Origin of the sequence: Vibrio sp. LB10LO1 (assembly GCF_010092875.1) — a bacterium.
Lineage (GTDB): Bacteria > Pseudomonadota > Gammaproteobacteria > Enterobacterales > Vibrionaceae > Vibrio > Vibrio campbellii.
In genome coordinates this window covers 36,297-57,665 of sequence record NZ_JAADJW010000033.1, presented here as the reverse complement: position 1 = coordinate 57,665, position 21,369 = coordinate 36,297, and the positions used below count along the sequence as shown (strand labels likewise).

Here is a 21,369-nt window from a genome sequence, read left to right as displayed (position 1 = left end):
TCGAAATGTTTGGTTTCACTGTAGAAAACGTAGTGAACACAGCAAAAGAACTGCTGGCGTAATTTAGCGTTAGAAATGAAAAACCGAGCGTTAATGCTCGGTTTTTTTGTGCCTATTCAAATTCTTTTCCCCAATTGTCTTTCTCTTTGTGTCCACATTCCTTGCAGGTGACATAGCGATCCATATCGTAATAGTGACCGCCGTTCAGCAGGGTATGAGCCCAAAGCTTTAACGTTCCAAGAATTGATTTATCCGTATCATAACGACTTGGTTTACGGACCAGCACTTCAGAGTGTGGTGTTTCTCTATTGCATCGCTTGCAAAAGTGAGCAGCGGGAAAACCTGACATACGCATTTCCTTTGGTGGTCAAACAAGGAGCTAAAGTGCCAAGTGAAATACGCGAGGTCAGAAATTAATATATTTCTGGTGTGAATGTATTGTGAAGTGAAAAGATAGTTTACCTCGAGGTAGATCACTTACTTAATGCGCTCAGCCTCCGTATCAGGTACTATCTGTGACACGAATTTTTGGTGAGGCGAAGGATAAATGCTAAAAGTTGCGATCAATGGATTTGGACGTATCGGTCGTAATGTACTGCGAGCAGTATATGAGAGCGGTAAGCATCAGCAGATAAAAGTTGTGGCGGTTAATGAACTCGCGCAACCCGAAGCGATGGCACATCTTCTTCAATATGACACCAGTCATGGCCGCTTCGGAAAGAAAATCTCGCACGACCAAGAGCACCTCTATGTTCACCACGACAGTAGCGAATACGATCCCATTAGAATCCTTCACCTTGCTGAAATTGAACTCTTGCCATGGCGAGACTTAGAAGTCGACATTGTACTCGATTGTACAGGTGTTTTCGGCTCGCAAGCAGACGGCCAAGCTCATATTGAAGCTGGCGCGCAAAAAGTTCTGTTTTCACATCCTGGCGCAAGCGATCTCGATAACACCATTATTTACGGTGTGAACCACGAAACCCTCAAAGATGAGCACCGCGTGGTGTCCAATGGTTCATGTACCACCAACTGTATCGTTCCGATCATCAAAGTATTAGATGAGGCCTTTGGCATTGAGTCTGGCACCATCACCACGATTCACTCTTCAATGAACGATCAGCAAGTTATCGACGCTTACCACAATGATTTACGTCGTACGCGTGCAGCTAGTCAATCCATCATTCCAGTCGATACTAAGTTGCATAAGGGTATTGAAAGAATCTTCCCGAAATTTTCCAACAAATTCGAAGCAATTTCGGTTCGAGTTCCGACAGTTAACGTCACTGCGATGGATTTAAGTGTCACAATTAGTACAAATGTGAAAGTTAATGACGTAAATCAAACCATTGTTAACGCATCTCAGTGTACATTACGTGACATTGTTGACTATACTGAATCGCCGCTCGTTTCCATCGACTTTAACCACGATCCCCATAGTGCAATTGTGGATGGAACCCAGACAAGAGTGAGTAATGGGCAACTCGTTAAAATGCTCGTTTGGTGCGATAACGAATGGGGCTTTGCTAACCGGATGCTGGATACCGCCTTAGCAATGCAAGCTTCTTCACAAGTGGAGCAATAATGGTGAAGAGGCGATGGAGAAAATTTTTATTTTAAGCCTTGAAATAAATCTGACGTATCTCCATATCAGTAACCAGTTTGAAGAATTAACGGGCTTGGCAGGATTGCCGAGTTTTTAAAAACTTTAATTATTTAATATTTGAGAGGACACATCATGTCTGTAATCAAGATGACTGACCTGGATCTTGCAGGTAAACGTGTATTTATCCGTGCTGACCTAAACGTGCCAGTAAAAGACGGTAAAGTAACTTCAGATGCACGTATCATCGCATCTCTTCCAACTATCAAGCACTGTCTAGAAGCAGGCGCTAAAGTTATGGTTACTTCTCACCTAGGTCGCCCAACTGAAGGTGAATACGCTGAAGAGTTCTCTCTACAACCAGTAGTTAACTACCTAAACGACGCACTAGACTGCGAAGTTAAACTAGCGAAAGACTACCTAAACGGTCTAGAACTAAACGCTGGTGAACTCGTTGTTCTAGAGAACGTTCGCTTTAACAAAGGCGAGAAGAAAAACGAAGAAGAATTGTCTAAGCAATACGCTTCTCTATGTGACATCTTCGTAATGGACGCATTCGGTACAGCTCACCGTGCCCAAGCATCTACTCACGGTGTAGGCATGCACGCAGACGTAGCATGTGCTGGTCCTCTACTAGCAAATGAACTAGAAGCACTAGGCAAAGCAATGGACAAGCCAGCTCGTCCAATGGTTGCTATCGTAGGTGGTTCAAAAGTTTCTACTAAGCTAACTGTTCTTGAGTCTCTATCTAAAATCGCTGACCAACTAGTTGTTGGCGGTGGTATTGCTAACACATTCATCGCAGCTGCTGGCCACAACGTTGGTAAGTCTCTATACGAAGCAGACCTAGTTGAAACAGCTAAGAAGCTAATGGACGAGTGTGCAATTCCAGTAGCAACTGACGTTGCATGTGCGAAAGCATTCGACGAGAACGCAGAAGCTGAAATCAAGCACGTTTCTGAAGTACAAGACGACGACATGATCTTCGACCTTGGTCCAGATTCAACTGCTGAACTAGCAGAAATCCTTAAGAACGCTAAGACTATCCTTTGGAACGGTCCAGTAGGCGTATTCGAATTCAAGAACTTCGAAGCTGGTACTAAAGGTATTTCTGAAGCTATCGCAGCTTCTGAAGGTTTCTCTGTTGCAGGTGGTGGTGACACGCTAGCAGCTATCGACAAGTTCGGTATCAAAGCTGACGTATCTTACATCTCTACTGGCGGCGGCGCTTTCCTTGAGTTCGTAGAAGGTAAAGTACTTCCAGCAGTTGAAATGCTAGAAGCACGCGCTAAGTAATATTAGTAAAGCGGGAGTCCTCTCCCGCTTTCTTGTTTGCTGCAACGAGAGTGGAACTCTGCTAAAATAGCCCCAGTTGTGAGCAAACGTTTGCAAGATTTTCAATTTAACAAGTTTTGTTTATAAAACGACAGATAAATAGGATTACATCCATGTCTAAGATCTTCGACTTCGTAAAACCAGGTGTTATCTCTGGCGATGACGTTCAGAAAGTATTTGAAGTAGCAAAAGAGAACAACTTTGCACTTCCAGCAGTAAACGTTGTTGGTACTGATTCTGTAAACGCAGTACTTGAAGCAGCTGCAAAAGTTAAAGCTCCAGTTGTTGTTCAGTTTTCTAACGGCGGCGCAGCTTTCTTCGCTGGTAAAGGCGTTAAACTTGAAGGTCAAGGTGCTCAAATCCTTGGCGCTGTAGCTGGTGCTAAATACGTTCACGCTGTAGCTGAAGCTTACGGTGTGCCAGTAATCCTACACACTGACCACGCTGCTAAGAAACTTCTACCATGGATCGACGGTCTACTAGACGCTGGTGAAGAGTTCTTCGCTCAAACTGGTAAGCCTCTATTCTCTTCTCACATGCTAGACCTTTCTGAAGAGTCTCTAGAAGAGAACATCGAAACATGTGCTAAGTACCTAGAGCGCATGGCTAAAATGAACATGACAATCGAGATCGAACTTGGTTGTACTGGTGGTGAAGAAGACGGCGTTGATAACTCTGATATGGACGCATCTGAGCTTTACACTTCTCCAGAAGACGTCGCATACGCATACGAGAAACTAAGTGCTGTTAGCCCACGTTTCACTATCGCAGCATCTTTCGGTAACGTACACGGTGTATACAAGCCAGGTAACGTTGTTCTAACTCCAACTATCCTACGTGACTCTCAAGCATACTGTGCAGAGAAGTTCGGTATTGCACCAAACGCTCTAAACTTCGTATTCCACGGTGGTTCTGGTTCTACTGAAGCAGAAATCCAAGAGTCTATCGGTTACGGTGTTATCAAAATGAACATCGATACTGATACACAGTGGGCAACTTGGGATGGTATCCGTCAGTACGAAGCTGACAACCGCGATTACCTACAAGGTCAAATCGGTAACCCAACTGGCGAAGACGCTCCAAACAAGAAGTACTACGATCCACGCGTATGGCTACGTGCTGGTCAAGCTTCAATGGTAGCTCGTCTAGAGAAAGCTTTTGCTGACCTAAACGCAGTAGACGTACTATAATTCGTCTTACCTGAGTTTTTAAAAACCCGCTCTTAGAGCGGGTTTTTTTATGTCTAGACAATGAGACAATTCGGATTCTCTCTCTTGTGGCAATTGATAACTCAGTCAACTGCTATATGATCACCTTACTTCATATCCCTTCTGTTTTTGGCGCAAATTTCGAAACCAAGCGCATTTCAGCACCAAGTGGCATAAAACCAAGTAAAAAGTGTGGCGAAATGTAAATCCATTGCGTACTCTGTAATATGCCGATATCAGAAAACTCTGATAACACTTTGTTTTGTAGGTCTTTGCGAAACTCTGACTTTGCAAAATTTCAGTTTTGAGATATTGTGCCAAAAATCTGACAGTGTTCAGGAAAACAATAGGGATGTTGTTGTGAATAAGAACCTATAAAAAACACGGTTCATAAGTTAACGGCAATTAGATTTATATATCTTTATTTTGAGGATACGAATATGGCAGGTGAATCGATGGGTATCGATACCTCTTTAACGGATGGTTTGAGCAAAGCTGAAACATGGCTAAATAACAACTCAGATCTTCTTATTCAGTACGGTGTGAACATCATTTCTGCACTGCTGATCCTATTTATCGGTAACATTATCGTTAAAGCGGTAGCAAACAGCGTTTCAAAAGTGCTTGAAAAGAAAAAGATGGACAAAGCGGTTGTTGAATTCGTCAACGGTCTAGTTCGTTACCTTCTATTTGTTATCGTACTTATCGCGGCACTAGGTCGTGTAGGTGTTCAAACTGCATCTGTAGTTGCGGTAATCGGTGCGGCAGGTCTTGCTGTTGGTCTTGCTCTACAAGGCTCACTATCTAACTTCGCTGCGGGTGTATTGATTGTTGCATTCCGTCCATTTAAGTCTGGCGACTATGTAGAAATCGGCGGTGTGGCAGGTAGCGTTGAAGCAATTCAAATCTTCCAAACAGTACTAAAAACACCAGACAACAAAATGGTTGTTGTACCTAACTCGTCAGTTATTGGCGGCGCAATCACTAACTACTCTCGCCACGCGACGCGTCGTGTAGATCTAGTGATTGGTGTTTCTTACAAAGCGGATCTTAAGCAAACTAAACAAGTGATTCGTGAAACGCTAGAAAAAGACCCTCGTATCCTGAAAGATCCAGACATGACGATTGGTGTGTTAGCACTAGCAGATTCTTCAGTTAACTTCGTGGTTCGTCCATGGTGTAAAACAGCTGACTACTGGGACGTTTACTTCGATTCTACTCTAGCAATCAAAGAAGCGTTGGATGCAGCTGGTATCGAAATTCCATTCCCACAAATGGACGTTCACTTGAACAAAGTAGAAGCTTAATCACTTCGATTGAGAACATGAAAAAGCGAGGCAATGGCCTCGCTTTTTTTATATCCCAATGTTCTAAAGTTCTAGCAGAGTGTTACTGCCAGCAAGGAGCAGACGTTTAAGTTCGCTACCTGCAAAGCCAAAGGTTAACTCGGGTAAACCTGGTGTATAGAGCAACTCATCGTGTTGGTAGAGTGCTGTATCGACGATAATAGTGACATGCTCAGGTAAGCCAATAGGACAAACTGCACCGGGTATACAGCCTAGCTGCTCAACCATTTCATCGTCGCTGCAAATTGAAGGTCGTTTACCGGTAATGGCTTTGATTTGCTTGGAGTCTAAACGTGAGTCCTTGTCGGTTAGGTATACGGCATAACCTTGCCCTTTTAGCTTGAGAAAAAGACTCTTAGTATGCGTGCCAGTCCAACCGAGTTGTGCGGCGACTTTGATGTCGGTTTCGAAGTCGAGAATGGCTTCATGCTGCCACTCTCGAAAGGGGATGGAGAGCGCATTAAATCGCTCTCGATTGAGTTGATAGATTTTTTCCAGTGACTCCATGTCGTGTTTCTTTCCTATTTGTCTTTACCAGTATTTGGTGACTAACTCATTCGCAAGTACAAAAGCGATAGTAAACATCATAGCGGCAACCGCAATATCGATGCCTTTCTTCACTTTTGGTTTTGAGAGCGTCGGACCTAATTTCGCAGCACCTAATGAGAGTGTGTAGAACCACACAAATGAAGCCATGATGGTGCCCAAAGCAAATGCGATACGATCGTTGCCTTCGAATTGACCACCAATTGAACCCAAGATCACTACGGTATCTAAGTAAAGATGTGGGTTCAACACTGTGACGGCAAGTGCGCCAAGAATCACGGTACGACGACCTCGAGCGACGACTTCCCCTTTCGATTCAGAGGCGTTTGCCGGTTTGAATGCGCTTTTTAGTGACAGTAAACCGTAAACACTTAAGAAGGCAATGCCACCTAAAGTGACGGAGGTCAGCAGGATTTCATTTTGCGATAGAATCGCACCGCCACCGAAAATGCCGAGCGAAATGAAGAGCATATCTAGGATGCTACAGATGGTCGCGGTCGTCAGGTGATGTTGACGCTTAATACCTTGGTTAAGGACATACGCATTCTGCGCACCGATCGGAATGATCATCGTCGCACCTAAACCGAATCCTTGTAATAACACCCAAAAGCTCACAACACACCTCAAAAATTTAGCAATAGAACAACAGAGGAGTGGAAGATAAAGCTTTTATTTAAATAAGTATAATTAATGATTTTAATATATTATTAGCTTTGCTTATCTTTTGGCTTTGGCGTTTATTAGGGAGGAAAAACACGTGCGAGGATTGGATTATAAGTGGATAGAGGCTTTGGATGCGGTGGTACACCAAGGCAGTTTTGACCGAGCAGCGGAGCACCTTTTTGTTTCGCAATCAGCTATTTCCCAGCGTATCAAGCAACTCGAGAAATATCTCGCTCAGCCGGTTCTTATTCGTGAGCAACCCCCAAAGCCGACGCCTATTGGTAAGAAGCTGCTCGGGCTTTATCGTCGTGTTAGGCTCCTTGAACATGAAATCCTACCAGAACTCAAAAACGACACCACAACACGGCCTGTACAGCTTTCATTAGCAACCAATGCAGATAGTCTTGCGACATGGCTGCTACCTGCGCTGCAGGACGTAATGAAGCATCGTCAAGTAGAGCTTAAGTTAACCATCTACGGTGAGTCGCGCTCAATTGAAAAACTCAGAAGTGGTGAGGTCGCTGGGGCAATCAGTTTGGAATCTCAAGCCATCCCGGGCTGTCGAGCGGATTACCTTGGTCGCATTGATTATGTTTGTGTCGCCAACCCTGAGTTTTATCAGCGATATTTTACAGAAGGCGTGAATAACCAAACACTGGCTAAAGCGCCAGCAGTCTCTTATGACCAATACGATGATTTACATAAGAAGTTTTTGACTGAACACTTCAACGTTAGGCCAGACAGCGTGATTCATCACAACATCAGTAGTTCTGAAGCTTTTCTTAAAATGGCATTAGCGGGAGTCGCTTATTGTTTGATTCCTCGATTGCAGATCACTGATGAATTAGAGAATGGCGAGTTAATCGATATTACGCCGGGCTTTTTAATGTCTTATCGAATTTACTGGCATCACTGGCAGTTAGAAACGGGTGTTCTTCAAGAGATCTCAAAAGCGATTGTAGGCTACGCGCAACAGCACCTTCCGCAATAAGTTCCCAACTGACTCGCGTTTTAAATGGAAATCACTGCGAAGTAACACAGTCAAAGTTGTGTTAGAAGTCGCGTAGGGCGCTTGGATAATTGGCAGAAGTTTCTATGATGAGTCTATATACACTCCAGTTCATTGGTGTCTCTTATTGTTCGAGTTTAGACGCCAATTCATTCGCCAAGGCATTCGTCGAGTATCTCGCCTGAACTCCGGCATGTGGAGTGACTTCAATCTTTCAAAACGGATGGATTTATCGAATGAAACTGTCTTCATGTTTATTGGCCTCAGCACTCAGCCTTACCAGCATTTCTGTTTTTGCGAATGATGTGCCGAATTTTGCCCATGTATCAACCACGGGTTACGGTGAAGTGGTTGCAACACCAGATATGGCAACCTTCTCTGTAAAGGTTGTTGATACGACAATGACAGCTGAGCAGGCGAAACAATCGGTCGATAATACGGTTGATGAGTTTCTGAAGAGCCTAGCCGATGCTGGTTTATCGAAAGACAATATTACCAGCTCAAACTTGTACTTAGCGCCTCAGTACCACTACCCGAAATCTGGGAAAGCGGAACTGGTTGGTTACCGAGCGTCACGCAGCATTGATGTAACCGTCAGTGATTTAGCGAATTTGAATGAATACTTGGACATGGCGCTTAAGGCGGGCATCAACCAAGTCGACAACATTCAGCTTAAAGTGAGTAACCAATCTGAGTACCAGCAAAAGGCACGTATGGCAGCGATTAAAGACGCGCAAAGCAAAGCGGCCTCTTTAGCGACGGGTTTTGATAAGAAGCTAGGTGATGTGTGGCAGATCAATTATAACCAAATGCACGCTCGCCCTGTACTGATGCGCTCGATGGCAATGGATGCGAGAGAGAGCTCTAACAGCTACCAAGACTCTACACTCGTGATTCGTGATCAAGTTGATGTGGTTTACAAACTTAAATAAGCCCAGTTAAACACGATGAATAGAAACAGAAAAGGCAGGGAAGTCCCTGCCTTTTTTATGTTCATTAATCCGCGATTAGTGAAGGATACGAGCACGAATTGTGCCTTCGATGCCTTTTAGTTTCACGAGTGCTTCTTCTGAGCGAGACGTCTCAACGTCGATAACTACGTAGCCGATCTCTGCTGCCGTTTGTAGGTACTGACCCGCGATGTTAATGCCTTCTTCTGCGAAGATGGTGTTGATTTGCGTCAGGATACCAGGGCGGTTTTTGTGGATGTGCAGTAGACGCGAGCATTCACGGTGTTCAGGCAGTGATACTTCTGGGAAGTTCACGCTTGATAGGGTTGAGCCGTTATCTGAGTATTTCGCCAGTTTACCTGCTACTTCAACACCGATATTCTCTTGCGCTTCTTGCGTTGAGCCACCGACGTGTGGAGTTAAGATGACGTTGTCGAACTTCTGCAATGGAGACTCAAATGCATCCGCATTGGTTTTCGGTTCTACAGGGAATACATCAATCGCAGCCCCCGAGATATGGCCGGATTCTAGGCTATGGCATAGCGCAGGGATGTCGACCACGGTACCACGTGCAGCGTTGATAAAGATTGCACCGGGCTTCATGCGTGCAAACTCTGCTTCACCCATCATGTTCTTAGTTTCTGGTGTTTCAGGTACGTGCAAAGAGATCACGTCACACTTGTTCAGTAGCTCACTCATGGTGAACACTTGCGTTGCATTACCTAGAGAAAGCTTGTTTTCGATATCGTAGTAGTAGACACGCATGCCCAAGTTTTCTGCGATGATACCCAACTGAGTGCCGATATGACCGTAACCGATGATGCCCAGACGCTTACCACGTGCTTCGTAAGAGCTGTCTGCACTCTTTTTCCAAACACCGCGGTGAGCGAGTGCGTTCTTCTCTGGGATACCACGAAGAAGCAGTAGGATTTGACCAAGTACGAGCTCTGCTACGCTGCGCGTATTTGAGAATGGTGCGTTAAAGACAGGTACACCGCGTCGCGCTGCTGCGTCTAGGTCTACTTGGTTGGTACCGATACAAAAACAGCCAATCGCGACCAGCTTATTCGCCGCATTGATCACTTCTTCTGATAGGTTCGTTCGGGAGCGGATTCCGATGAAGTGTACGTCTTTTACTGCTTCAATCAGCTCTTCTTCTGGAAGGGAACCTTTGTGATATTCAATGTTGCTGTAGCCAGCTGCTTGAAGAACTTCAACTGAAGAAGGGTGAAGTCCCTCGAGCAAGAGGATCTTAATCTTTTCTTTTTCCAGTGAAACTTTGGCCATTTTTCTCGTCCTTAAAATGGAAAGGTGGGCTAATGTGGCGCACATAAAGCAAAACCATTAAAAAGGGGATAATTAACAGTTTTGTCGGAAGACAAACGTTTCCCTGTGCGTCTTCTGCTCAATAAAGTAACAAAAAATTTTTGCTTTGGGTAAGAAAATTACGGAATAAGGCATGCTTTTCTTAGAAAAAGGAAGAAAAAACGGCGCCCTAGGGCGCCGTCTGTAATGAAATAACAGAAAATTTAAATCATCTAATGATTTATTCTTCTATTTTCGCACCTTCTGGTGTGCCAGTGATAACCACGTCAGCACCACGGTGAGCGAATAGACCCACAGTTACCACACCTGCAATGCCGTTGATCTTGTCTTCAAGCTCTTTCGGGTTAGTGATTTGCATGTTGTGTACGTCTAGGATTACGTTACCGTTGTCCGTTGTTACGCCTTCACGGTATGCAGGGTCACCGCCCAGTTTTACCAATTCACGAGCCACGTAAGAACGCGCCATTGGGATAACTTCTACAGGAAGTGGGAACTGGCCAAGTACGTCAACTGCTTTTGTGCCGTCAACGATACATACGAATTTTTCTGAAATAGCCGCAACGATCTTTTCACGAGTCAGTGCAGCACCGCCGCCTTTGATCATTTCACGTGCTGCGTTGATTTCATCTGCACCATCAACGTAGATATCTAGCATTGCTACGTCGTTACACTCATAAACCTCAATACCAAGCTCTTTTAGACGCTCAGTTGAAGCAACAGAGCTAGACACTGCACCCTTGATATCATCTTTGATACTGCCTAGGGCATCGATGAAGTGATTCACGGTAGAGCCAGTACCAACACCGACAATGCTGCCTTTCTCAACATACTTAAGTGCTGCCCAACCAGCCGCTTTCTTCATTTCATCTTGAGTCATGCCAATCTCCTGAATAGATGTTCGTTAACGTTTGCGGCGTGATTATAGCGGGTAAGTGTTACTTTTCCCATTGCCAGATTTGGCTTGGAGTCACGATCTTAGGCAATGGAATATCCCAATTTTCAACAGGTAGACGTTCAACGTGCTGACAATCGTGGGCAATACCGATAGGTTTGGCGCCTTCGCCAGTACTAAACCAGCGTGAGAGCGTACGGTCGTAGTAGCCTCCGCCCATACCAAGGCGATGGCCAACGCTGTCGAATCCTACTAGCGGTGTACAGATAACATCAAGGTCACGCACTGGTTTGAGGTGACGAATATCCAGCGCAGGTTCTAAGATTCCGTATTTGTTGTACACCAACTGAACATCATTGAGATACTGCAAAAAGAGTAACTGACCTTTCGAGAAAGGGTGGATGACGGGCAGGTAAATCGACTTACCTTGCTGCCATAGTGACTCTATTAGAGGTTTGGTGTCTAACTCGCCATCGGCGGAGAGGTAGATGGCAATGTGTTGTGCGGTTTTAATTTCCGGTAATTGTGAAAATTGGTGAATCAGATCGAGCCCTGCTTGAAACTGAGTGTCACTACACAGCGCATTGCGTTTTTCACGGATAAGTTTGCGGAATTCTTGTCGAGATAGGTCTGACATAGAGAGGATACCCCAGGGTGCCGTTGAGGATTGTGGCCCTTGAACCAGCTGGTTCAAGGCGGATCAGCAATGATAACCGTAGGCTTCTCGGTGCATGCCAAGCTTGCTCAATAGCTATCAAGTACTAACCCTTAGGTATTGCTTATCGGCTCAGGGACTTAAATCCAACTGACGCACACCCCAGGGTAAATTTGGTATCTACTGCTGTCCTTGCGTAACTTTACTAAGCGCGCTTTCTAAAGACGCGGTGAGCTTTTCCATTCGCTCAGTCATTTCTTGTTGCTGACCGTTAGATTCGTATGACTTGGTGTGCAATTCATAACAAATGTTCAACGCAGCAAAAGTCAGTAGCTGAATTTCATTGGTTACCTTAGTACGCTCGCTCATCTCTTTCAATCGACGATCAAGATCTTTAGCCGCTGTAATTAGTGACTCTTCTTGCCCTGCTGGACAATTGACTCGTGTCATTTTGCCAAGGATTTCAACGTCGATCGCTTGATTGCTCATGATGAATAAACTCTATATTCGCGCTATCTAAGGCGTTGCGTTATACAACTACCGAGGAGGAAACTATAGGAAAAGCGCTATTAAGATTCAAGCATTTCCCATCACAGAAAGAAAAATGGTGAAGTGATCACACAGGAATTGGGCAAATTGTCTAAATGCTGTCCAAAATTGAATTTGATAGCCGTTTCAGCCGACTAGGCTTGATGGTAGGATATGTCGATACATTATTACGCAAGAATGAGCCAAGATTATGAGTGAAATCACCCTTCCTGAATACCAATCTATTGCTGCCGAACTGAAATCCGCAAGTCTTGCTGTGACACCAGCAGAGTTGCACGGTCTACTTGTTGGCATGCTAAGTGGTGGATTGGCGATTAACGACCAAACCTGGCAACCGATTCTGTTTGATTACACCAACGAAGGCATGGGCTGGCCATCAAGTGCATTAGGGTTGGCACAAAGTGTGTTCCAAGTAACGGTAAACGAGCTAACTGGCACTTCTATGGAATTGTCGCTGCTGCTTCCTGATGAAGCGGGTGAAGAAGGTTTGTTTGCTCTAGCTGATGGCGTGTCTGACTTTGTGAACCACTTTATTTCTGGTATGGGGTTAGCGGGGATTGCAATTGATAAAGCCTCAGACGATGCGAAAGAAGCATTAACTGATCTAGAAGAAATCGCCAAGCTGGGCATTGATGAAGATGATGACCTAGGCGAGCAAGCACTATTGCTAGAGCAAGTAATCGAACACGTAAAAGCCTGCGTATTAACTATTCATGCAGAGTTTGGTGCTCGTCCTGAAAGCAACGAAAACAAACCAACGATTCATTAATCACTCGTTCTCCATTATCGAATAGCTTCTAGAGGTTAGCATGAGGCAATATGATGTTGTAATTGCTGGTGGTGCCATGGCAGGGGCCACACTGGCGTTGGCAATCGACCGTTTATCCAAAGGCGCACTGCAAATTGCGGTTGTCGAGCCTTTTAAAGCCCAATCGGATCAACATCCTGGGTTTGACTCTCGCTCGATTGCTCTGTCCTACGGCACGGTCAACATCCTGCGTCACTTACAGTTGTGGTCTGCCATCGAGCCTTGTGCTACCCCAATTGAACATATTCATGTTTCTGACCGCTCTCATGCGGGCATGACCGAAATTACCAAGCATGAAGTTGGCGTTGAAGCGCTTGGCTACGTAGTGGAACTCGCCGATGTTGGCCGTGTCTACCAAGAGCTTTTGGATAAGAGTGAGGCGATCACCCTGTTTTGCCCTGATTCGGTTGCGAACATCGAGCGTGAGCAAGACAAAGCACACATTGAACTAAGCAGCGGTGAAAAGCTTGAAGCTAAATTGCTGGTGGCTGCCGATGGGGCAGTATCGCAATGTTGTCAGCAAATCGGCCTAGAGTTGTCTGAACATGATTTCGACCAAGTGGCAGTGATTGCGAACATTGTGACGCAAGAGCCTCATCAAGGTCGTGCTTTTGAACGTTTTACTGAAAATGGTCCAGTCGCACTGCTGCCGATGAGTGACAACCGTATGTCGTTAGTATGGTGCCTTCGTCCTGAAGAAGCGCAAACAGTGGTGAACTTGTCCGATGCAGAGTTTCTTGAGCGCTTGCAGAACGATTTTGGCTGGCGACTAGGTGCGATGCAGAAAGTTGGACAACGCGCGAGCTATCCGCTTCTTCTTCGTCATCGTAAGCAAAACATTTCACACCGTTTTGCTATTGTTGGCAATGCCGCACAGACGCTTCACCCGATTGCAGGGCAAGGCTTCAATCTTGGTATTCGTGATGTGGCATCTTTAGCGGAAGAGGTTGTTAAGCAAGCTGAAGACGTGGGTCGTTATCAAGGCCTGATGCGATTTAGCCAACGCCGTGAAGACGATCGCAGCGAAACGATTTGGCTAACCAGCTCTCTCGTGCATATTTTCTCAAATGATTTACCGGCGATGCGAATTGGGCGTAATCTTGCCCTCGCAACGATGGATAACCTTTCTACTTTTAAGCAGCCGCTGCTACGCCATACACTTGGTTTAGTGAAACGATAAACGGCAACGAATTAGGTAACAAATAGCAATGATGCAAAGTGTAGATATCGCCATCATCGGCGGTGGAATGGTCGGTTTAGCATTAGCTGCCGCTTTTAAGGACAGTGACCTGCGTGTGGCCGTTATTGAAGGTGCAGTACCAAACGACACACTCAACGAACTACCAGATGTTCGCGTATCGGCGTTAAGTCGTTCAAGTGAAACCATCCTTCGCAACCTTGGTGCGTGGCAAGGTGTCGAGCAGCGTCGTGCCTCACCATACTATGCGATGGAAGTATGGGAGCAAGACAGCTTCGCTAATATCGCATTTGATGCACAGAGCATGGCTCAGCCTGATCTCGGTCATATCGTTGAAAACCGTGTGATTCAATTAGCGCTGTTAGAGCAAGTACAAAAGCTCGATAACGTGACGCTGTTTATGCCTGCTCGTTGTGCAACACTTGCCGTGGGTGAGCAAGAAAGCTGGCTAACGCTCGATAATGGTCAAGCTATGACAGCGAAGTTGGTTGTTGGTGCGGATGGTGCAAATTCTTGGCTGCGTAACCAAATGGATATCCCACTAACGCATTGGGATTACGGTCATAGTGCCCTTGTTGCGAACGTGAAAACCGCAGACCCACACAATAGCGTTGCTCGTCAGATCTTTACACCGCAAGGTCCATTGGCTTTCCTGCCAATGTCTGATCCACACATGTGTTCGATTGTTTGGTCTACCGAACCAAATCGCGCAGAGCAACTGCTGGTGATGAACGAGCAAGAGTTCAATAAAGCACTGACTAGCGAATTTGATGTGCGCTTAGGTTTGTGTGAAGTGGTTGGTGAACGTGCTGCATTCCCACTTAAGATGCGTTATGCACGAGACTTTGTAGTCGAACGCGTGGCGTTAGTTGGCGATGCTGCACATACCATTCATCCGCTGGCGGGGCAGGGTGTGAACCTTGGCTTACTGGATGCTGCGAGCTTAGCGCAAGAAGTATTGGCGCTGTGGAAACAAGGGCAGGACATTGGCACCAAACGTAACCTACGTGGTTACGAGCGTTGGCGTAAAGCTGAAGCGGCGAAGATGATCGCAGCAATGCAAGGCTTCCGTGATCTGTTCTCTGGTGAGAATCCTGCCAAGAAGCTGGTCCGAGGTATTGGTTTGAGCCTAGCAGGACAGTTGCCGGGGGCAAAAGACGAAATCATGAAACGTGCATTAGGTTTGAAAGGCAACTTGCCGGAACTGGCGCGTCAATAAACGCCTCTCTCGCTTGGCGAATAAAAGACACAAAAAAGGCTGGTTAATCCAGCCTTTCTTATTACATCGATGTTTTAAGCTAAGCGTATGCGCATCTGAGCTTCATAATCTCTTGGTTAATCTCTTTTACTGCCTGAAAGTGACGCTTCTCAGCTTTCTCTGGCAGTATCAATTTTCCGTTATCAAACTCGAACTTACCGACTCCGTAAATATAGATTCTTCCCTTAAAAAGACGACTTATGTGTTTAGCAATCATACCTGGTGTATAGCGCTTAAACAGTCTCATATTTACTCTTCCTTATCTCTTACCTAGCCCAGTCATTCTACGTTTCTCACGTAAAAATTATTGTGACAGCAATAGTATTAAGTGCAGTTGAGCTCCTTTGCTTTAGAGATTTGTGCTGCCTTAGACAAATTGACAGAGTCATATCTCAAATAGCGTGAGGATTACCTCAAAAAATCATTGTCGAAGGAACCTGTCCTTGAGTCCTCCTGTTCTTATTTGGTGCATTAAGCAACAGCTTTGTTACAGAATTAAGAATAGAAGGAAAATGATTGTTTGCGAAATGTTTTTACTCAATTGATTGCATTTTGTTCGTTTTGATGAGGTTGAAACCTCAAATGCATTGCTTTCATTGAGTTAGAGGAATTAAAAAGGAAAAAGTTCCACGTAAAAAAAAGCCCGCTTCGGCGGGCGAATAGTCACAGATGCATTACACAAAAGTGGACGACTGACTTAATGAACGCTGTCATACAAGTCAGCTGATTCACTTTATGTTGATTGAGTCGTTGTTGAAAACTTAACCAACAAATTCAGCATATACGAGTTTTTTATGTGTGACTATTTATGTTTTTAAAATGATTAAAAACTCTTTAATGTAATCGGCGAGATATGAGTGAGATCACGCAGGAGTGAGAATCCTGCGCTCGATTACATGTTAGCGGCAGATATCAGCCATGGTTGGTTGGCACAATTGGATGAGATCATCGATGGACAGCGCTAAGCCTGCCATGCGATCACCGCTGCTAATGGTGATTTCTTTTTCTTCAAGCAAACTTGGGTCAAACACGATCGGCATGTAGCGTTTTAAAAGTAGTGGCGTGACAGTACCAATCTTGTATCCGGTAATCGCTTCTACGTCCGCTTGATCAACACAGGTCATGCGACGGCATTGCAGTAGTGCGCGTACCTTCTTTGGATCAACGCTACGATCACCTGGAGCACAGGCAAGCGCATATTGGTTCCCCATATCGCGCAAAAGAATCGCTTTGACCATTTGAGAGGAGCGAATGCCGCGTTGTTGCGCGGCATCCTCAATGGTTGTTGCTGGCCTTTGATGAGGAAGAAGGCGGAACTCGATGTTCTGGTCCGCCAAAAACTGCATCAAAGGGGTATGAATGGTATTACTCATCGTCAAGACTGTACGGTAGTGCAGCGATTTCCCATTCGCACTCTGGCTGAGCAACCAAGCGCAGACGAGTGTCATCGTCCAGGTTGTTTGGTAACACAATGAGACCCATCGCTTGGTTATCGCTGAATTGGTAATGTGTGAGCAATGCGCCTACTGAACGCCAGTTTTCACCGACACTACGTTCCAATTCGATCGCACCCTCACCTAAGGCTTCAGCGGTTACACCTTTAACAATGTACATTGCACGTTTGTTGGTGCCGCGGTATTTCGCGCGTGCTACGGTTTCTTGGCCTGTGTAGCAGCCTTTCGTAAAGCTGATGCCACCGAGCGCTTGTACGTTTAGCGCTTGTGGAATGTGCTCGTTTTGCGCGTCTGCTGCCACGTATGGTAGTGCTGCTTCAATATCGAAACGGGTCCAAAGTTCATGAGTGGTCAGTGTTGCTTGGCTGTCTTCCAATAACGATTGTGCTGCTTCTGCTGTAAGCGCAAGTAACCAGCGGTTTGAAGCCACTTTGACTGCAGTGCCACCTTCAACAGTACGCACTTCGCCAGAATCAGCATTTAATGTTGAGATGAACGCATCGGCATTCTCACCAGCGACACCTAGCACAACGTCGCTAGACTTTTCGATGGTCACTTTAGAGAACACCGCGTACTTTTTGATTTCTTTCAGTTCCACTTCAATCGCTGATTTCGGCTGAACCATTGCGTAGCCATCGTTATGGTGGAATAGTCGGAAGACGCTCCACACTTTACCTTTCGCATCACAATGGGCACCCAACATTGATTGGTCTTTCTCAAGAGAAACCACATCACAAGTAACTTGGCCGTGTAGGTATGACTTTTTGTCATCCCCGACCATGGTGATCATGCCTAGGTTATCCAATAGCGAGACAGACAGCTCAGGTAGTGCGTCTTGTGTCGATAGGTTCAGTGGTGAAAAGCGAGTTTGCCATTCCATGATTACAATGCCTTTTGAAGATATTTTTCAGCTATGTTAAATGCAGAATCGGTATTTGTCAGCACTCAATATATCCACGCAATTTTGAGGTGTTTGGCTTGGCTGAACGTTTGTTTATTAAATGCGTTCAGGATTTGCAGCGACTTGGCTACATATTGTGACCCGCACACTAGTGACGTTGCACATCCCTTGTTACACTCCGCACTAAGAACAAGACATCTATGAAGGAATACTGAATGTACACTGCGGAAGAAAAGGCGCGTATTAAATGGGCTTGTCGTCGTGGCATGCTTGAGCTTGACGTGGTGATTATGCCGTTTTTTGAAGAGTGCTTTGATGCACTGAATGAGCAAGAGCAGCGTGATTTTGTCTCACTATTAGAATGTGATGATCCAGATCTGTTTACTTGGGTGATGGGCCACGGTCGCAGCGAAAACCTAGGTCATGCATCGATGGTTGATAAAATTGTCGCGCACAACCTCAGCAAGGTTCGTTAATCTCAAGGTTAACACGTCTCTATACGCCCAAATTGCCAACCAACTTCTTCTCCTAGGTTGCGTTTGGGCGCTTATCTGTTCTGACATCCCACTCGTCTTATCAACTTATCTGTTATTACTGATTCTCCGCAGCCAAATGCAAGGCGGCTTTGTCGTGCCTTCTGCTTGTGGTCGCTGGTATTTACATCGTGATGGCACGGTACGTAATGACAAGCAAACCTCGACATTATCTAGCGTTGATGTTTCGGCTACGGCGTTCAAAGTGACGTTTGAATTAACGTCGGGGGAAAGTGCGACAATTTGGCGAGACAGTTGTGAGGATGTGGCTTATCGCCAACTGTGTTTGATATTACGTCAATGGAAAATGGGAGCCGAAGCCCCCATTTGATCTTGTATCTGACGGTTACTGTTTAGTGCCAGAGCTATTTGTTTGGTGTAAGAATTGTTGGGCCACTATTTTCTAGCTGGTTTGGATAATCCAAGGTGTAGTGCAGGCCACGACTTTCTTTACGCTGCATCGCGCAACGCACCATCAGCTCAGCGACTTGCAGCAGGTTACGTAGCTCTAGCAAGTTGTTCGATACGCGGAAGTGGCTGTAGTACTCGTGCGTTTCTTGTTGCAGCATCTGGATACGACGCAGTGCACGTTCAAGGCGCTTATCGGTACGAACGATGCCCATGTAATCCCACATAAACAGGCGCAGCTCATGCCAGTTATGTTGGATGATCACTTCTTCATCACTGTTGGTCACTTGGCTTTCATCCCAACAGGGAACCTGCTGTGCTAGTTCTACTTCGTTGTGATGTTTAAGAATGTCTTTGGCTGCCGACCATGCGTAAACCACACACTCAAGTAGTGAGTTCGATGCCATACGGTTCGCACCGTGCAAGCCTGTGTAGCTCACTTCACCAATTGCGTAGAGGTTCTTCAGGTCGGTATGACCGTTTTGATCGACCATGACGCCACCGCACGTGTAGTGCGCTGCTGGTACAATTGGGATCGGCTCTTTAGTCATGTCGATACCCAAATCCATCAAACGAGAGTAGATGGTAGGGAAGTGCTTAGTAATGAAATCCGCTGGCTTGTGGCTGATGTCGAGGTACATGCAGTCAGCACCTAAGCGCTTCATTTCGAAGTCGATCGCACGAGCCACGACGTCACGTGGAGCAAGCTCTTTACGCTCGTCGAAATCCGGCATAAAACGTGAACCATCAGGACGACGTAAATACGCGCCTTCTCCACGCAATGCTTCTGTCAGTAAGAAGTTGCGCGCTTCTGGGTGGAACAGACAGGTCGGGTGGAATTGGTTGAATTCCATGTTCGCAACGCGACAACCTGCGCGCCATGCGATTGCAATACCATCGCCAGATGATACGTCTGGGTTAGAGGTATATTGGTAAACTTTGGAAGCGCCGCCCGTTGCCAGTACAACAAATTTAGCGCGAACAGTTTCTACCTGCTCTTCGTTGCGGTTCCAAATATAAGCACCAATGATCTTGTTTTTGTCGCCGCCGATTTTATCTTCGGTGATCAAATCCAGAGCATTATGACGTTCAAGAACATGAATGTTTGGGTGGCTGTGTGCGTTGTCTTGCAGAGAGGTTTGCATTGCCATGCCAGTTGCATCGGCAGCGTGCAATATACGGCGACGGCTGTGACCGCCTTCGCGAGTTAAGTGATAGCGTGGTTCATCGTCAGAATCATCGTCTTCACGATCAAATGGTACACCGCCATCAATCAACCATTGCACGCACTCTTTTGAGTTTTCCGCGATGAATTTAACGGTCTCTTCATCACAGATACCATCCCCGGCAATTTGCGTATCTTCAACGTGAGACTCAATCGTGTCCGACTCATCGAATACAGCAGCGATACCACCTTGCGCGTAAAACGTTGCGCCTTCGCTGCGTGGTCCTTTACTTAGAACCATCACCTTACAGTGGTTTGCGACACGCAAAGCTAACGACAAGCCCGCGGCGCCACTCCCTACCACTAACACATCACATTCATGTTCACGATTTGTGTTCATATTACTTTTACAATCCCAAGCTAAGGTAACAAGGCTACCTTGTGTATATTTTGCACACCATGTGCATTCCATTAACGCGACATCCGTCGCTAAGGGCTAAGTTGGGAGACGTATCGAAATCGGCGTTACTTTGGTGACTTCAGCCACTCTTGTTTTTCCATGCTTTGGGCATGAGGATGCTTCCTGAGTTTTGTTTGCAACGCGATGTTCTGATAGCCATTAGCCATGCAAATGAAAAGTAATAGTTTGTCAATGCCATTGCTTTTCTATGCTCTACCCAGCACAATCTGGGACAGAGATCATCCATTATACCCATTTCCCCATCAGTATGCTCGCTTGTCAAAACGAGACTTAAGTCGGACGAGGAGCGGGATTTGGCTAATGACATCACACTGTGAAAAAACAATGACAAAAAATTTGAGAAACCATGGAACTTTCTCATTCACGTCGGAGTCACAATAGTGCTCAAGTAAGCAGTGGTGTCAATACTACGTTTTGCATAATTAGTACCCATATCTGAGAAGAGTAGGGGCATAACAAATAGGAGTATCCGCTCGAATGAACGAGCAGCTGACCGATCAAGTATTGATTGAGCGAGTTCAGAATGGCGATAAGCAAGCATTCAACCTGCTGGTAACAAAGTACCAGAACAAGGTATGTAACCTTATCTCCAGATACGTAAGTAATCCTGGCGATGTTCCAGATGTAGCACAAGAAGCGTTTATCAAAGCTTACCGAGCTATCCCTAGTTTTCGTGGGGAAAGTGCGTTTTACACGTGGCTGTATCGCATTGCTGTGAATACTGCGAAAAATCACATCGTTGCCCAAGGTCGTAGACCGCCAGCAACAGACGTGGATGCTGAAGAAGCTGAATTTTACGAAACAGGTAATGCACTTAAAGAAATTTCGAACCCTGAGAACTTAACGTTGTCCAAAGAATTGCAACGGGTAGTGTTCAGTGCAATCGAGGCCTTACCTGAAGATTTAAAAACCGCAATGACTCTGCGTGAGCTTGATGGCTTAAGCTACGAGGAAATTGCTGAAGTAATGGATTGCCCGGTGGGAACGGTACGATCGCGTATCTTCCGTGCTCGTGAGGCGGTGGAAAAGAAAATCAAACCTCTTTTGCAGCGCTAGTACAAGTGATAACTATGGTGAAAAT

23 protein-coding genes and 1 other RNA gene are annotated in these 21,369 nt (G+C 45.6%); 12 read left to right on the top strand and 12 right to left on the bottom strand.

The genetic code is table 11. The features are described 5' to 3' along the window. Positions 1-112 precede the first annotated feature (112 nt). Positions 113-349 carry a hypothetical protein gene (locus tag GXP65_RS19790; RefSeq protein ID WP_005534899.1) on the bottom strand — a complete coding sequence of 79 codons (237 nt, stop codon included), beginning with the start codon at positions 347-349 and terminating at the stop codon, positions 113-115. Between the two features lie 198 nt (positions 350-547). On the opposite strand from GXP65_RS19790, the gene epd reads away from it, so the two are divergent. From epd to mscS, 4 genes are all read left to right on the top strand, one after another. Then, positions 548-1,585: an erythrose-4-phosphate dehydrogenase gene (gene epd / locus GXP65_RS19785; RefSeq protein ID WP_005531601.1), complete on the top strand. Its 1,038-nt coding sequence runs from the start codon at positions 548-550 to the stop codon at positions 1,583-1,585. A 153-nt stretch (positions 1,586-1,738) separates the two neighbouring features. Next, entirely contained in the window at positions 1,739-2,899 is a 1,161-nt protein-coding gene (locus tag GXP65_RS19780; protein WP_005436484.1) for a phosphoglycerate kinase, read from the top strand. 152 nt (positions 2,900-3,051) lie between these two features. Beyond that, positions 3,052-4,128: a class II fructose-bisphosphate aldolase gene (fbaA, locus tag GXP65_RS19775; RefSeq protein ID WP_012128936.1), complete on the top strand. Its 1,077-nt coding sequence runs from the start codon at positions 3,052-3,054 to the stop codon at positions 4,126-4,128. Between the two features lie 458 nt (positions 4,129-4,586). Further along, positions 4,587-5,453, top strand: a complete 867-nt coding sequence (gene mscS / locus GXP65_RS19770) for a small-conductance mechanosensitive channel MscS (RefSeq protein WP_005531607.1) — start codon at positions 4,587-4,589, stop codon at positions 5,451-5,453. 63 nt (positions 5,454-5,516) lie between these two features. On the opposite strand, the gene GXP65_RS19765 is transcribed toward mscS, so the two are convergent. Further along, positions 5,517-5,999 (bottom strand): YbaK/EbsC family protein, encoded by a 483-nt coding sequence (locus tag GXP65_RS19765; protein WP_162093540.1) that lies wholly within the window; start codon positions 5,997-5,999, stop codon positions 5,517-5,519. Positions 6,000-6,023: 24 nt separating this feature from the next. Beyond that, positions 6,024-6,653: a LysE/ArgO family amino acid transporter gene (locus GXP65_RS19760; protein WP_162093539.1), complete on the bottom strand. Its 630-nt coding sequence runs from the start codon at positions 6,651-6,653 to the stop codon at positions 6,024-6,026. 142 nt (positions 6,654-6,795) lie between these two features. Between GXP65_RS19760 and GXP65_RS19755 the strand changes: the two genes are divergently transcribed. Continuing rightward, complete coding sequence (locus tag GXP65_RS19755; protein ID WP_103410532.1) at positions 6,796-7,692, top strand: LysR family transcriptional regulator ArgP; 897 nt, start codon at positions 6,796-6,798, stop codon at positions 7,690-7,692. A 254-nt stretch (positions 7,693-7,946) separates the two neighbouring features. Then, the gene (locus GXP65_RS19750) at positions 7,947-8,642 is read left to right on the top strand and encodes an oxidative stress defense protein (protein WP_005429927.1); all 696 of its coding nucleotides are present in this window, start codon (positions 7,947-7,949) and stop codon (positions 8,640-8,642) included. A 75-nt stretch (positions 8,643-8,717) separates the two neighbouring features. Here the strand turns inward: GXP65_RS19750 and serA are convergent, their stop codons facing one another. The 5 genes from serA to GXP65_RS19725 form a co-directional block, all read right to left on the bottom strand. Beyond that, positions 8,718-9,947 carry a phosphoglycerate dehydrogenase gene (serA, locus tag GXP65_RS19745; RefSeq protein ID WP_045451144.1) on the bottom strand — a complete coding sequence of 410 codons (1,230 nt, stop codon included), beginning with the start codon at positions 9,945-9,947 and terminating at the stop codon, positions 8,718-8,720. A 259-nt stretch (positions 9,948-10,206) separates the two neighbouring features. Beyond that, on the bottom strand, positions 10,207-10,863 hold the full coding sequence (gene rpiA / locus GXP65_RS19740) for a ribose-5-phosphate isomerase RpiA (protein WP_005436473.1): 657 nt from the start codon (positions 10,861-10,863) through the stop codon (positions 10,207-10,209). A gap of 58 nt (positions 10,864-10,921) precedes the next feature. Further along, complete coding sequence (locus GXP65_RS19735) at positions 10,922-11,515, bottom strand: 5-formyltetrahydrofolate cyclo-ligase (protein WP_162093538.1); 594 nt, start codon at positions 11,513-11,515, stop codon at positions 10,922-10,924. A 5-nt stretch (positions 11,516-11,520) separates the two neighbouring features. Then, a non-coding RNA gene (ssrS, locus tag GXP65_RS19730) (6S RNA) lies at positions 11,521-11,705 on the bottom strand. Between the two features lie 8 nt (positions 11,706-11,713). Then, a complete protein-coding gene (locus GXP65_RS19725) occupies positions 11,714-12,022 on the bottom strand; it encodes a cell division protein ZapA (protein ID WP_005531622.1) in 309 nt (102 codons plus the stop codon). A 250-nt stretch (positions 12,023-12,272) separates the two neighbouring features. Between GXP65_RS19725 and GXP65_RS19720 the strand changes: the two genes are divergently transcribed. Genes GXP65_RS19720 through GXP65_RS19710 form a run of 3 tightly spaced genes read left to right on the top strand, consistent with a single transcriptional unit; the run spans position 12,273 to position 15,307 of the window. Then, on the top strand, positions 12,273-12,851 hold the full coding sequence (locus GXP65_RS19720) for a YecA family protein (protein ID WP_010650321.1): 579 nt from the start codon (positions 12,273-12,275) through the stop codon (positions 12,849-12,851). A 40-nt stretch (positions 12,852-12,891) separates the two neighbouring features. Continuing rightward, complete coding sequence (gene ubiH / locus GXP65_RS19715) at positions 12,892-14,070, top strand: 2-octaprenyl-6-methoxyphenyl hydroxylase (protein WP_045451151.1); 1,179 nt, start codon at positions 12,892-12,894, stop codon at positions 14,068-14,070. Between the two features lie 28 nt (positions 14,071-14,098). Then, positions 14,099-15,307 carry an FAD-dependent 2-octaprenylphenol hydroxylase gene (locus tag GXP65_RS19710; RefSeq protein WP_162093537.1) on the top strand — a complete coding sequence of 403 codons (1,209 nt, stop codon included), beginning with the start codon at positions 14,099-14,101 and terminating at the stop codon, positions 15,305-15,307. A 79-nt stretch (positions 15,308-15,386) separates the two neighbouring features. Here the strand turns inward: GXP65_RS19710 and GXP65_RS19705 are convergent, their stop codons facing one another. The 3 genes from GXP65_RS19705 to ygfZ all read right to left on the bottom strand — a co-directional run bounded on the left by GXP65_RS19705 (position 15,387) and on the right by ygfZ (position 17,680). Next, on the bottom strand, positions 15,387-15,593 hold the full coding sequence (locus GXP65_RS19705) for a DUF1107 domain-containing protein (RefSeq protein ID WP_005531630.1): 207 nt from the start codon (positions 15,591-15,593) through the stop codon (positions 15,387-15,389). A gap of 652 nt (positions 15,594-16,245) precedes the next feature. Then, positions 16,246-16,719 carry a YbaK/EbsC family protein gene (locus GXP65_RS19700; RefSeq protein WP_162093536.1) on the bottom strand — a complete coding sequence of 158 codons (474 nt, stop codon included), beginning with the start codon at positions 16,717-16,719 and terminating at the stop codon, positions 16,246-16,248. Further along, complete coding sequence (ygfZ, locus tag GXP65_RS19695; protein WP_162093535.1) at positions 16,712-17,680, bottom strand: tRNA-modifying protein YgfZ; 969 nt, start codon at positions 17,678-17,680, stop codon at positions 16,712-16,714. The genes GXP65_RS19700 and ygfZ overlap by 8 nt, the downstream gene beginning before the upstream one ends. Before the next feature lie 236 nt (positions 17,681-17,916). Here ygfZ and GXP65_RS19690 point away from each other — a divergent pair, with 236 nt between their 5' ends. Further along, positions 17,917-18,177: a succinate dehydrogenase assembly factor 2 gene (locus GXP65_RS19690; protein WP_005429937.1), complete on the top strand. Its 261-nt coding sequence runs from the start codon at positions 17,917-17,919 to the stop codon at positions 18,175-18,177. Further along, the gene (locus GXP65_RS25290; RefSeq protein WP_308736799.1) at positions 18,125-18,565 is read left to right on the top strand and encodes a protein YgfX; all 441 of its coding nucleotides are present in this window, start codon (positions 18,125-18,127) and stop codon (positions 18,563-18,565) included. The genes GXP65_RS19690 and GXP65_RS25290 overlap by 53 nt, the downstream gene beginning before the upstream one ends. A 34-nt stretch (positions 18,566-18,599) precedes the next feature. On the opposite strand, the gene nadB is transcribed toward GXP65_RS25290, so the two are convergent. Beyond that, entirely contained in the window at positions 18,600-20,207 is a 1,608-nt protein-coding gene (gene nadB / locus GXP65_RS19680; RefSeq protein WP_162093534.1) for an L-aspartate oxidase, read from the bottom strand. Between the two features lie 558 nt (positions 20,208-20,765). On the opposite strand from nadB, the gene rpoE reads away from it, so the two are divergent. Continuing rightward, complete coding sequence (gene rpoE, locus GXP65_RS19675; protein WP_005449784.1) at positions 20,766-21,344, top strand: RNA polymerase sigma factor RpoE; 579 nt, start codon at positions 20,766-20,768, stop codon at positions 21,342-21,344. Positions 21,345-21,369: the final 25 nt, after the last annotated feature.

Coding starts and splice junctions, on each gene's coding strand:
- GXP65_RS19710 (WP_162093537.1), top strand. CDS start 14,099: ATGATGCAAAGTGTAGATATCGCCATCATCGGCGGTGGAATGGTCGGT.
- rpiA (WP_005436473.1), bottom strand. CDS start 10,863: ATGACTCAAGATGAAATGAAGAAAGCGGCTGGTTGGGCAGCACTTAAG.
- GXP65_RS19700 (WP_162093536.1), bottom strand. CDS start 16,719: ATGAGTAATACCATTCATACCCCTTTGATGCAGTTTTTGGCGGACCAG.
- GXP65_RS19780 (WP_005436484.1), top strand. CDS start 1,739: ATGTCTGTAATCAAGATGACTGACCTGGATCTTGCAGGTAAACGTGTA.
- GXP65_RS19735 (WP_162093538.1), bottom strand. CDS start 11,515: ATGTCAGACCTATCTCGACAAGAATTCCGCAAACTTATCCGTGAAAAA.
- nadB (WP_162093534.1), bottom strand. CDS start 20,207: ATGAACACAAATCGTGAACATGAATGTGATGTGTTAGTGGTAGGGAGT.
- GXP65_RS19725 (WP_005531622.1), bottom strand. CDS start 12,022: ATGAGCAATCAAGCGATCGACGTTGAAATCCTTGGCAAAATGACACGA.
- GXP65_RS19765 (WP_162093540.1), bottom strand. CDS start 5,999: ATGGAGTCACTGGAAAAAATCTATCAACTCAATCGAGAGCGATTTAAT.
- GXP65_RS19790 (WP_005534899.1), bottom strand. CDS start 349: ATGTCAGGTTTTCCCGCTGCTCACTTTTGCAAGCGATGCAATAGAGAA.
- GXP65_RS19690 (WP_005429937.1), top strand. CDS start 17,917: ATGTACACTGCGGAAGAAAAGGCGCGTATTAAATGGGCTTGTCGTCGT.
- fbaA (WP_012128936.1), top strand. CDS start 3,052: ATGTCTAAGATCTTCGACTTCGTAAAACCAGGTGTTATCTCTGGCGAT.
- GXP65_RS19720 (WP_010650321.1), top strand. CDS start 12,273: ATGAGTGAAATCACCCTTCCTGAATACCAATCTATTGCTGCCGAACTG.
- serA (WP_045451144.1), bottom strand. CDS start 9,947: ATGGCCAAAGTTTCACTGGAAAAAGAAAAGATTAAGATCCTCTTGCTC.
- rpoE (WP_005449784.1), top strand. CDS start 20,766: ATGAACGAGCAGCTGACCGATCAAGTATTGATTGAGCGAGTTCAGAAT.
- GXP65_RS19750 (WP_005429927.1), top strand. CDS start 7,947: ATGAAACTGTCTTCATGTTTATTGGCCTCAGCACTCAGCCTTACCAGC.
- mscS (WP_005531607.1), top strand. CDS start 4,587: ATGGCAGGTGAATCGATGGGTATCGATACCTCTTTAACGGATGGTTTG.
- epd (WP_005531601.1), top strand. CDS start 548: ATGCTAAAAGTTGCGATCAATGGATTTGGACGTATCGGTCGTAATGTA.
- GXP65_RS25290 (WP_308736799.1), top strand. CDS start 18,125: ATGCATCGATGGTTGATAAAATTGTCGCGCACAACCTCAGCAAGGTTC.
- ygfZ (WP_162093535.1), bottom strand. CDS start 17,680: ATGGAATGGCAAACTCGCTTTTCACCACTGAACCTATCGACACAAGAC.
- ubiH (WP_045451151.1), top strand. CDS start 12,892: ATGAGGCAATATGATGTTGTAATTGCTGGTGGTGCCATGGCAGGGGCC.
- GXP65_RS19705 (WP_005531630.1), bottom strand. CDS start 15,593: ATGAGACTGTTTAAGCGCTATACACCAGGTATGATTGCTAAACACATA.